We start from the raw sequence: 9,995 nt of genomic DNA on the forward strand, positions 1-9,995 counted from the left end.
GTCTCTCACGTCTACTGACAGGATTCAAGGTTTTTCTTATGACTCACGCGATCCCCACTCCCTATGAAGATCTTCTGCGCGAAATCCTCGAGGAGAACAAGGATGCCATCGCGGCGGATGCACAGCGTTCCGACCGTACCGGCACCGGAACTTTCGGCGTGTTTGGCCGTCAGATGCGTTTTGACCTGCGTGAGTCATTCCCGCTGATTACCACCAAGCGCGTGCACTTCAAGTCTGTTGCCATTGAGCTGCTGTGGTTCTTGCGCGGTTCCTCGAATGTGCGCTGGTTGCAGGAGCGCGGCGTGACCATTTGGGATGAGTGGGCTGATGAGAACGGCGATTTGGGTCCGGTGTACGGCGTGCAGTGGCGTTCGTGGCCGACCCCCGACGGTGGCACGATTGACCAGATTGCTAAAGTTATCGATTCGTTGAAGAATAACCCGAGCTCGCGCCGCCATATTGTTTCGGCCTGGAACCCTGCCGAGGTGGACAACATGGCGCTTCCGCCCTGCCACGCACTCTTCCAGTTCTACGTGCATGAACGCGCGGACGGTGTAAGGGAGCTGTCCTGCCAGCTGTACCAGCGTAGCGCGGACATGTTCCTGGGCGTGCCCTTCAATATCGCCTCGTACGCGCTGCTGACCTACCTGATTGCACAGGAGGTAGGCATGGAGCCGGGCGAGTTTGTGTGGACCGGCGGCGACTGCCATATCTACTCGAACCACTTGGAGCAGGTGAAGAAGCAGCTGGGCTACGGCACCGACCCGGAGGGTAAACCCTACCCGCCGCGCGAACCTTACCCGTACCCGAAGCTGGTCATTAAGACCAAGAAGCCTTCTATTTTCGATTACGAGTATGAAGACTTTGAACTGGTGGATTACAAGCACCACCCCGGTATTGCCGCCCCGATTGCGGTCTAACCGCAGGTAACGAGGAGGAATGATGTTTCATCTGGCCGCTATTTGGGCTCAAACTGATGCCGGCATCATTGGTCGTGACGGGGATATGCCCTGGTACGCGCCGGAGGATTTGGCGCACTTCAAGAAGGTGACGCTGGGCGCTCCGGTGATTATGGGTCGCCGCACCTGGGAGTCGTTCCCGCCGCGTTTTCGTCCCCTGCCGGGCCGTACAAATATTGTGATTAGCCGTTCGGTCGCCGAGGCGGAAGAACGCGATGGTGCACTGTGGGTTCCTTCGCTGGATGCGGCGCTGTACGCGGCTCGTGACGCCGCGGGCGCGCCGGTCGAAGCTACCCGGGCAGATACCGCTACAGATACTCCCGCGGTTAATGCTTGGATTATTGGTGGAGGCTCGGTCTACGCGGAGGCGCTCTCCCGCACCGACCTGCCGGCCTTCGGTCGGGTGGAGACGGTGGAGCGTACCCTCTTCTACTGCCAGGAAGGCAACGAGATTACCGGCGATACGCGAGCGCCCGAACTACAGCTTGCAGATTCTGCGGGTAACTGCGAGGTCAGCTCCCCGAACGGGTGCTGGCGGGTCACCTCCGAGAGTGCTTGGGAGAATAGCGAGAAAGGCTACCTGCTTGATGAGTCGGGCACGAAGAACCCCATGTACTTCTCGTTCCAGCGCCTGGAACGTCTCTCCTAAAGAACGCCTCCCATAGATACCTCCCCCGGACAATCAGCTCAGAAAGACAGCTCAAGCCTGCGGCTACTCCCCTGCCGGAGTGCCGCAGGCTTGAGCGTTTAACGCACCCTATTGCGGCCCCTGCTGGCCCGTCTGTTCATCTCCATCTGAGCGCCCCTATTGCAGTGGGCGTCTGCGCAGATTATCCCGTTCCGAATATCAAATTTTTTGTACGGTGTTAGTCCACACCCGCCAAGCTACGAGTACACTTGGAACCATGAACTTTAATCCCGGTGACTCTGTAGGTTTTGTTGGCTGGCGCGGCATGGTGGGCTCCGTCCTCATGAAGCGCATGGTTGAGGAAGGCGACTTCGAGGGCATTACCCCCGTCTTCTTCACTACCTCTAATGTTGGTGGCGTTGCGCCCACCTTCGACGGCGTAATTAAGCCGTCCGAGCTGAAGGACGCATACGACATTGATGAGCTGCGTAAGCACTCGATTATTGTGACCGCTCAGGGCGGTGGCTACACCGAGGCTGTGCATCCGAAGCTGCGTGCAGCCGGCTGGGACGGCCTGTGGATTGATGCCGCTTCCACCCTGCGTATGAACGATGACTCGATCATCGTGCTGGACCCCATTAACCGCGACGTCATCGACCGCGGCCTGGCATCCGGCGTGAAGGACTTCGTCGGCGGTAACTGCACCGTCTCCTGCCTGCTGATGGGTCTGGGCGGTCTCTTCAAGAATGACCTGGTCGAGTGGGCTACCTCCATGACCTACCAGGCAGCTTCCGGCGGCGGTGCCCGCCACATGCGCGAGGTGCTCGCGCAGTTCCGCGACCTGGGCAACGAGGTCTCCGAGGAGCTGAACGACCCCGCATCCGCAATTCTGGACATCGACCGCAAGATCCTTGCTAAGCAGCGCTCCGGTGAGCTGGATTCCTCCCAGTTCGGTGTTCCGCTCGCCGGCTCCCTGATTCCCTGGATCGACTCGGATCTGGGTAACGGCCAGTCCCGCGAAGAGTGGAAGGCTGAGGTTGAGACCAACAAGATTCTGGGCCGTTCCAAAGACGACAAGATCACCATGGACGGTCTGTGCGTCCGCATCGCTGCGATGCGCTCGCACTCTCAGGCGCTGACCATCAAGCTCAAGAAGGACCTGCCGATTGAAGAGATCGAGCGCATCATCGCTGAGGACAATCCCTGGGTTCGCTTCGTGCCGAACCAGCGTGAGGAGTCCATGGAGCAGCTGACCCCCGTGGCTGCTTCCGGTTCTCTGGAGATTCCGGTTGGTCGCGTGCGTAAGCTCGCGATGGGCCCCGAGTACATTAGCGCGTTCACCGTGGGTGACCAGCTGCTCTGGGGTGCTGCTGAGCCGATTCGCCGCATGTTGCAGATTGCTGTTGGCAAGCTCTAAAGCTCACTGACAAGCTATATAAAAAGCCCTCGCTACCATTCTTATCGGATGGGAGCGAGGGCTTTTTGCGTCTGTCTATAGCTGGTGTGGCTTAGCGCGAGCTGGTTTAGCGCTGGTTCGCGGCGGCGGCTTTGCGTTCTGCCTTGCGTGCAGCTTTGCGTTCCTTGCGTTGCTGTCGCCAGGCGCGGTAGCGGTACCAGGCAGTGAGCACCACGTGCTTCATGAAAATATTGGCGCGGCGTGCCCAGGTGAATTCGGTACCCCAAATGCCCAGGCCGATGAAGATGAACAGCCAGCCGGGGCCGGGGGTGACGAGCATAATCAGTCCGGCGATAAAGCAGAAGGCGCCCACGCCGATGACGAGGGGCTTGTAAAGATGACGCATGACCGGATGCGCGTGCATACGCTCCTTGCGGACTTCGAGCCAGCGGTGAAAGCGGCTGGTCTCACTTTCCTTGACTTCATCTTCAATGGTTTTCAGGGGTGGTCCTTCCAAACGTGCCGTAGGTGAGTTTCACCGGGCGGCGGTGGTTAGAGAATAGCACCTACCGCTGGATGGGTGCTGTGAAAGATTTCTTCATATTGAGATTTTTCCGTCATCTTCAAAATTTTTTCGTTTCAATAGTGTTCAAGTCGAAAGTACCTTTATACACTGTAAGGGAACAATTCGCCCGGCACTACGCCTAAACACTAAGGAAGCGACCCACTACCGTGTCCTCCCCTCGTCCCGTATCAACGGATTCACCCCGCACCAACGCTGCTGCACCTGCTGGTACCTCTGCGCCCGCTGCTGAACGCAACACCGCACCGACCCTCAACGAACGCCTCGAAAACCTGCCCTTCACCCGCGCCCACGGCAAGCTCCTGGGCATCTCGGGTCTCGGCTGGGCTCTGGACGCCATGGACGTCGGCCTCATCTCCTTCGTCATGGCGGCACTCATCAAGGAATGGCAACTCACCCCCACCGAGGCCTCCTGGCTCGGATCCATCGGATTCGCAGGCATGGCGCTCGGCGCAACCTTCGGCGGCCTACTCGCCGATAAGCTCGGCCGCCGCTACATCTTCGCCCTCACCCTGCTGGTATACGGTCTGGCGACCGGCGCCTCCGCCCTGGCCACCTCTCTGGGCGTGCTGCTCGTCTTCCGTTTCCTGGTCGGTCTAGGTCTGGGCGCGGAACTTCCCGTGGCATCCACCCTAATTTCTGAGTTCTCGCCGCGCGCTATCCGCGGCCGCGTCGTGGTCGCTCTGGAGGCTTTCTGGGCTCTGGGCTGGATCCTCGCCGCTCTCATCGGCACCTTCATCGTTCCGCAGGCAAACGGCTGGCGCTGGGCACTTGCCATCGGCCTGATTCCCGCCATCTACTCGCTCGTAATCCGTATGGGAACCCCCGAGTCGGTGCGGTTCCTCGAGTCGGTCAGCAAGCACGATCAGGCGCGCCAGATTGTTGAACGTTTCGAGTCCTCCCCCGCACTCTTCTCCCAAACCGGTAAGAATCAGACCGAAGACGCTTCCGTACACGGCGCGTCTGAAAGCGCCGACAACGCAGAATCCGCGAAGATTCACTCCATCTGGGCTGCAGGCCAGCGCCGCAAGACCATCGCCCTGTGCATCATCTGGTTCTGCATCAACCTCTCCTACTACGGCGCGTTCATATGGATTCCGGCGTTGCTGAACGCCCAGGGCTTCAGCCTCGTGAAGTCCTTCGCGTTCACGCTCATCATGACCCTTGCACAGCTGCCCGGCTACGCGGTCGCCGCCTACCTCATCGAAAAGTGGGGCCGACGAGCAACCCTGGCGACCTTCCTGCTCGGCTCCGCCCTCGCAGCGGCTGGCTACGGCATGGCACACGCCGAGGTATTCATTATCCTCGCCGGATGCATGCTCTCCTTCTTCAACCTCGGCGCGTGGGGTGCCCTCTACGCCCTGAGCCCGGAAATCTTCCCGACCCACCTGCGCGGAACCGGCACCGGTGCCGCCGCCGGTATCGGTCGTATCGCCTCCATCGCGGCACCGCTCATTGTGCCGCCGCTGGTCGCATTCGGTGGAACCCCGCTACTCTTTACGCTCTTCTCCACCGCATTCCTGGTAGCGGCAACCACCGTGTTCCTACTACCTGAACGCCGCGGCGAGTCCCTCTAACGAGCCGCCCAGCCTACATGATGGGCTGTCCCTCCTGAACGCTCTTTCCGAGCAGTCAGAAGGGACAGCTCATTTGTCATTTAAGCCCCCTATCCATGCGCCACAACCTCAAACTATGAGAGGATACGTTCTATGCTCGATTCCTTCCTCTCCAGCCCCTACCACACGGAGTTCAGCCCCTGGCCCGTGAGCAAACACTACGCCACCGAACGTGCCGGCGGCGTGCCCGAAGCCATGCTACTACCGGGCGAACTCACTGTGCACCGTGGCGACGGGGCAAAAATGAGCTACTACCTGGATTGGCCCGAGGAATTCAACGAATACACCCGCGCAATCACCCTGCGCCCGCGCACCAAAAACGGCTACCCGCAGGACTTTACGCTCAGCGTCGCCGTACGCGACGGCCAGGCTGTCTTCACCGCAACCGCTCTCAGCTTCTGGGAGCAGCGCGACGGCCGCCCCTACGACCGCGAGCCCATCGCCCGCGGCTACGTGGACATCGCCTCCTACGAATCCTACGAGGAATACGCCAGCAATTCCGCCGCGCCCGCCCTCATCGGCTGGGATATCGCAGACCTCTACCCTGCACGCATGGCGCTCATCCGTGCCCTCTGCGAAGGAATCGCCAGCAGCATCACGATGGGCGCCCGAATCCTTGCGGACGGGCAGGTACAGGTCGACCACAAGGACGGGGATCTGCTCGCCCTACACGTGAACGCGGTCAGCACCGTAGGCGGCATGGTCCGCGCCCTTATCATCGAGCAGGACAGTCTGCCCAGCGGCGTATCTACCGGCACCTCCGAACGTGCCGACCTGCAGACGCGCGCCTACTACGCCAACGTGCTTTCCCCCGTTCCCAGCGAGTTCGGCAACCTTGTCTGGTCCCACAGCGAGGACGCGGAATACTACCCGTACCGGCCCACGCGCCATAAGCCGATTTTTCACGCCCCCAGCCCGCCGCATAAGCTTCCCCTGGCGGTTCAGGAGCTCATAGAGCACCTGCCCACCGCTCCCCTTGCGGCAACGCGCACAGCGCCCAAACGCAGGCCCTACCTGCCGGGGCAGGTGCGTATCTCCTCACCTTGCCACTAGCTCAGCGGGTCGATACAACGCTTCGGGCGGCCTCTTTATCAGAGACCGCCCGAAGCGTTTATTCTATGCGTCCTCGCGCTACGAGAGGCGAGAAGTTGAGCGTTTAGATTTCGCCGTTGACCACGACAGGCTCAGGAACCAGAGTCACGCCAAAACGTTCACGCACGCCGTCGCGCACAGCGCGGGCGATAGCGGAGATGTCCTCAGCGGATGCGCCGCCGCGGTTCGTAATCGCCAGGGTGTGCTTGGTCGACAGGCTGGCACGACCCTGAGCAATCTCGCGAGAGTCACCCTCCAGGCCGAAACCCTTCTCGAAACCGGCGTGCTGAATCAGCCAAGCAGCCGAGAGCTTCACGTGATCGGGGTCCTCGACACCCGCGGTGAACGGGGAAGTCTTCACGACCACCGGGAAGTTCGGGACGCCCTCCGGCAGGGAATCCAGGGTCGAGCGCGGAACAATCGGGTTGGTGAAGAAGGAACCGGTAGAGAAGGTGTCACAGTCCTCGGGGTTGAGCACCATGCCCTTGGAACCGCGCAGCTCCAGCACCTTTTCGCGCACCAGAGCGGATTCGGCGCGCTGACCGGGCTCAACGCCCAGGCTCTTCGCTAGCTCAGCGTAACGAATAGGGGAGGACAGGCTACCGAGGGTGAACTGGAAATCAACGGTCAGCACCACGTAGCGGGGCGAGCCGTTGACGGTTGCGCGCTTGAGCACCGAGTCGCGGTAGCCGAAGCGCAGGTCTGCGCTCGCGAAGGTCTTCCGAGTGTTCTTTTCGCGGTCCCAGGTGCGTACGGAGGCGATGAACTCGCCCACCTCAACGCCGTATGCGCCGACGTTCTGCACGGGGGTTGCACCCACAGTACCGGGAATGCCGGAGAGAGCCGCGGGGCCGACCCATTCGTTCTCGATGCTGAGCTTCACGAAGTCGTCCCAGATGGTGCCAGCTTGCACGCGCACGTTCGCGCCACCGCATGCGGGGATGGGCAGAACCTCTACGCCTTCGGAGGCGATGTGCACGACGGTTCCGTTGAAGCCTTCGTCGGAAACCAACAGGTTGGAGCCGCCGCCCACGATGAGGACGGGTTCGCCTGCGGCGTCTGCAGCGGAGACTGCTTCGATAATTTCTGTTTCGGAGGTGGCGCGGACGTAGGTCTTAGCGGGGCCGCCTACCTGGGCGGTGGTCAGTTCGCTCAACAGCTTTTCAGTCATAGGTTAAGAATACCGGTCGTTGTGCGGGGTCAACACCCACCACGTGTTAAAGTCACGAAAACCTTATGGTGATTTTGCCTTCATTGTCCGGCGCACCTCCCCCAAAAAGAAGCGCCGCCATCTGCACCGGCGAGCGCGCAGCCGAGCATGCATAAGCCCCGGCACCACCGCATCGGGTAGCGCCGAGGCTTTCACATAGTTGCTTTCACACGGCTATATGCAAGCGCAGAAACTCTATGCCGAGAGACGAACCACAGCCTGGCTCTTCATCAGGACCTTCTGCTCCTTGCCCTCCTCATCACGAGCGGTGACGGTCAGGTCTATGCGGACGGTGCGCGCCTCCTCATTCAGGGCACCCACCTTACCGCTGATGGTCAGGGCGTTCGTGGGGGTGTCGGGGTTTTCGCCGCCGGGCGCATCCGCCACGGGAACGGGCTTGGTGAATCGAGTCTGGTAGTCCACGATTGCGCCGGGGTCACCCACCCAGTCGCTCACGAGCTGCACGGCGGTACCCATGGTCAGCATGCCGTGAGCGATCACGCCGGACAGGCCCACCGACTGAGCAAAACGCTCGTTCCAGTGAATCGGGTTGAAGTCACCGGATGCACCAGCGTAACGCACCAGCGAAGCGCGGGAGAGCTCCACGGTACGCGAACCGATATCCTGGCCCTTTTCAAGATCTTCAAAACGCACCATTAGTTCTCCTCCTCAGCACGAACCAGTAGGGAAGAAATGCAGGTAGTGACCGGCTCGCCCTGCGCGTCAACAATTTCTTCGCGGGTAGTCAGCATTGCGCCGGCACCCATGACGCGCACGGAGTCCACGTGAACTTCGGTGCGCAACTCATCACCGGCAACGATGGGGCGGTGGTGGGTGAAACGCTGGTCGGCGTGCACCACGCGGGAGAAATCAATACCGGCGGAATCGTCATTGATGAGTGCCGCGTCGGCTGCCTGCGCCAGGATAATGGCGAAGGTCGGCGGGGCAATCACATCTGCGTACCCTGCCGCACGGGCTGCCTCAATATCGTGGTGGAGGGGGTTTTCTGCGTGAACTGCTCGGGCAAATTCGCGGATCTTTTCACGACCGACAACGTAGGTATTCTCGGACGGGTAGACCCTGCCCACAATCTCAGGGTTAATGCTCATGATTTCAGTCTACCGTTCTTGTGCACAGTGTTCAGCTCAAACGCACAGAGTGGACAGACCGCTGTACAGGCGACCAGCTTTCAGGTGCAGGCGTGCAGTATTTCGTCGCATTTTTTACCTGCTAGCGAAGGTGTCCGGCGCACCCCTACCCGCACAGCCCAAGCAGGCGTAGGCTGGACGAGTACCAGCAATCAATCAAGAAGGAAAAGTTGTGTCTTCCAACGTAAAAATTTCGGTGCTTGACCTGATGCCGCACCGCCCCGACCAGAGCCAGCACCAGACTATGCTCAACACCATCGATGCCGCCCGCGCGGCTGAGTCCTACGGCTACGAGCGTTTCTGGGTCGCCGAACACCACAATGCCGGCTCCCTGCTGTCCTCGGCAACCGTCGTGGTCATGGCTGAGATTGCTGCCGCAACCGAGCGTATTCGCGTGGGTTCGGGCGGCATTATGCTCCCCAACCACGCACCCTACGTGGTGGCGGAGCAGTTCGGTACCCTCAACGCATTCCACCCCGGTCGTATTGACCTGGGTGTGGGCCGTGCGCCCGGCACCGACCCGATGACCGCCGCCGCTCTGCGCCGCGACGATTCTGCCGCCATGAGCTTCCCCGCCGAGGTGCAGCAACTGCAGCGCTTCCTGGGCGAGCCCTCCCCCATGCACCGCGTACACGCCATTCCCGGCCAGGGGTCGAAGGTGCCCCTGTACATTCTGGGTTCTTCCCTGTTCGGTGCGCAGCTTGCCGCCCAGCTGGGTCTGCCCTACGCGTTCGCTTCGCATTTTGCGCCCGCAATGTTGCAGGAGGCAGTAAACACCTACCGCGCGAACTTCAAGCCCTCGGAGCACCTGGAGCAGCCCTACGTCATGGTGGGTGCAACCGCAATGCTCGCCGATACCGACGAGCGAGCTCGCTACCTGTACACGAGCCAGCAGCAGCATTTCCTGGGGGTGGTACGCGGCAATCTGTCTTTCGCACCTCCCGTGGAAGATATGGACGCCGTCTGGACCGACGCGGAGAAGATGCACATTGACCGCATGACCGCCGAAGCAATCGTAGGCTCCCCCGCCACCGCGCAGGCTCGTATTGAGGACCTGGTGGCGCGCACGGGCGCTGACGAACTCATCGTTATGACCGAGGCCTGGGAGCACGAGGACCGCCTGCGCTCCTACGAGCTGCTGGCCCAGCTGCCGGTGGTGCGCCGCGCCTCCTAACGCTTTGATCAGAGCGTAAAGATGAAGCCCCCGAGTATTTTTCTCGGGGGCTTTGCTATGCCCGGTATCGAGCCATGCGCTGAGCGCATGCTGACCGGGCTTCAGGCAAAGAAAATAGGCAGATAAAATAGGTAAACAAAAAAGCCTGCCTCCGAAGAGGCAGGCTTATCTGAGCCCCGACCGGGAATC

The 9,995-nt window shown here is 60.9% G+C and carries 10 protein-coding genes and 1 tRNA gene (1 of these 11 running past the window's edge); 6 read left to right on the forward strand and 5 right to left on the reverse strand.

Annotation, left to right across the window (positions count from 1 at the left end):
* The first annotated feature begins 38 nt into the window (after positions 1-38).
* The 3 genes from NML54_RS02840 (at position 39) to asd (ending at position 3,004) form a co-directional block, all read left to right on the forward strand.
* Positions 39-920 carry a thymidylate synthase gene (locus NML54_RS02840; protein ID WP_254755819.1) on the forward strand — a complete coding sequence of 294 codons (882 nt, stop codon included), beginning with the start codon at positions 39-41 and terminating at the stop codon, positions 918-920.
* Positions 921-942: 22 nt separating this feature from the next.
* On the forward strand, positions 943-1,608 hold the full coding sequence (locus NML54_RS02845; protein WP_254755820.1) for a dihydrofolate reductase: 666 nt from the start codon (positions 943-945) through the stop codon (positions 1,606-1,608).
* 256 nt (positions 1,609-1,864) lie between these two features.
* Complete coding sequence (asd, locus tag NML54_RS02850) at positions 1,865-3,004, forward strand: aspartate-semialdehyde dehydrogenase (RefSeq protein ID WP_254755821.1); 1,140 nt, start codon at positions 1,865-1,867, stop codon at positions 3,002-3,004.
* 106 nt (positions 3,005-3,110) lie between these two features.
* Here the strand turns inward: asd and NML54_RS02855 are convergent, their stop codons facing one another.
* On the reverse strand, positions 3,111-3,500 hold the full coding sequence (locus NML54_RS02855; protein ID WP_254755822.1) for a PGPGW domain-containing protein: 390 nt from the start codon (positions 3,498-3,500) through the stop codon (positions 3,111-3,113).
* A 215-nt stretch (positions 3,501-3,715) separates the two neighbouring features.
* On the opposite strand from NML54_RS02855, the gene NML54_RS02860 reads away from it, so the two are divergent.
* Positions 3,716-5,143, forward strand: a complete 1,428-nt coding sequence (locus NML54_RS02860; RefSeq protein WP_254755823.1) for an MFS transporter — start codon at positions 3,716-3,718, stop codon at positions 5,141-5,143.
* A 132-nt stretch (positions 5,144-5,275) separates the two neighbouring features.
* On the forward strand, positions 5,276-6,235 hold the full coding sequence (locus tag NML54_RS02865) for a histidine kinase (protein ID WP_254755824.1): 960 nt from the start codon (positions 5,276-5,278) through the stop codon (positions 6,233-6,235).
* Positions 6,236-6,338: 103 nt separating this feature from the next.
* On the opposite strand, the gene NML54_RS02870 is transcribed toward NML54_RS02865, so the two are convergent.
* The 3 genes from NML54_RS02870 to NML54_RS02880 all read right to left on the reverse strand — a co-directional run bounded on the left by NML54_RS02870 (position 6,339) and on the right by NML54_RS02880 (position 8,593).
* Positions 6,339-7,445: a UDP-N-acetylmuramate dehydrogenase gene (locus tag NML54_RS02870; protein WP_254755825.1), complete on the reverse strand. Its 1,107-nt coding sequence runs from the start codon at positions 7,443-7,445 to the stop codon at positions 6,339-6,341.
* A 234-nt stretch (positions 7,446-7,679) separates the two neighbouring features.
* Positions 7,680-8,141: a MaoC family dehydratase gene (locus NML54_RS02875; protein ID WP_254755826.1), complete on the reverse strand. Its 462-nt coding sequence runs from the start codon at positions 8,139-8,141 to the stop codon at positions 7,680-7,682.
* A complete protein-coding gene (locus NML54_RS02880; RefSeq protein ID WP_254755827.1) occupies positions 8,141-8,593 on the reverse strand; it encodes a MaoC family dehydratase N-terminal domain-containing protein in 453 nt (150 codons plus the stop codon). Before NML54_RS02880 ends, NML54_RS02875 begins: the two co-directional genes overlap by 1 nt.
* A gap of 211 nt (positions 8,594-8,804) precedes the next feature.
* Between NML54_RS02880 and NML54_RS02885 the strand changes: the two genes are divergently transcribed.
* A complete protein-coding gene (locus NML54_RS02885; RefSeq protein ID WP_254755828.1) occupies positions 8,805-9,806 on the forward strand; it encodes an LLM class flavin-dependent oxidoreductase in 1,002 nt (333 codons plus the stop codon).
* A gap of 172 nt (positions 9,807-9,978) precedes the next feature.
* Here NML54_RS02885 and NML54_RS02890 read toward each other — a convergent pair.
* A tRNA-Thr gene (locus tag NML54_RS02890) sits at positions 9,979-9,995 on the reverse strand (it continues 155 nt past the right edge of the window).

This window comes from Rothia gullae, assembly GCF_024294905.1.
Lineage (GTDB): Bacteria > Actinomycetota > Actinomycetes > Actinomycetales > Micrococcaceae > Rothia.

Excerpts from the sequence above, each read along its gene's own strand:
- NML54_RS02840 (WP_254755819.1), top strand. The coding sequence starts at position 39 with ATGACTCACGCGATCCCCACTCCCTATGAAGATCTTCTGCGCGAAATC.
- NML54_RS02845 (WP_254755820.1), top strand. The coding sequence starts at position 943 with ATGTTTCATCTGGCCGCTATTTGGGCTCAAACTGATGCCGGCATCATT.
- asd (WP_254755821.1), top strand. The coding sequence starts at position 1,865 with ATGAACTTTAATCCCGGTGACTCTGTAGGTTTTGTTGGCTGGCGCGGC.
- NML54_RS02865 (WP_254755824.1), top strand. The coding sequence starts at position 5,276 with ATGCTCGATTCCTTCCTCTCCAGCCCCTACCACACGGAGTTCAGCCCC.
- NML54_RS02870 (WP_254755825.1), bottom strand. The coding sequence starts at position 7,445 with ATGACTGAAAAGCTGTTGAGCGAACTGACCACCGCCCAGGTAGGCGGC.
- NML54_RS02875 (WP_254755826.1), bottom strand. The coding sequence starts at position 8,141 with ATGGTGCGTTTTGAAGATCTTGAAAAGGGCCAGGATATCGGTTCGCGT.
- NML54_RS02880 (WP_254755827.1), bottom strand. The coding sequence starts at position 8,593 with ATGAGCATTAACCCTGAGATTGTGGGCAGGGTCTACCCGTCCGAGAAT.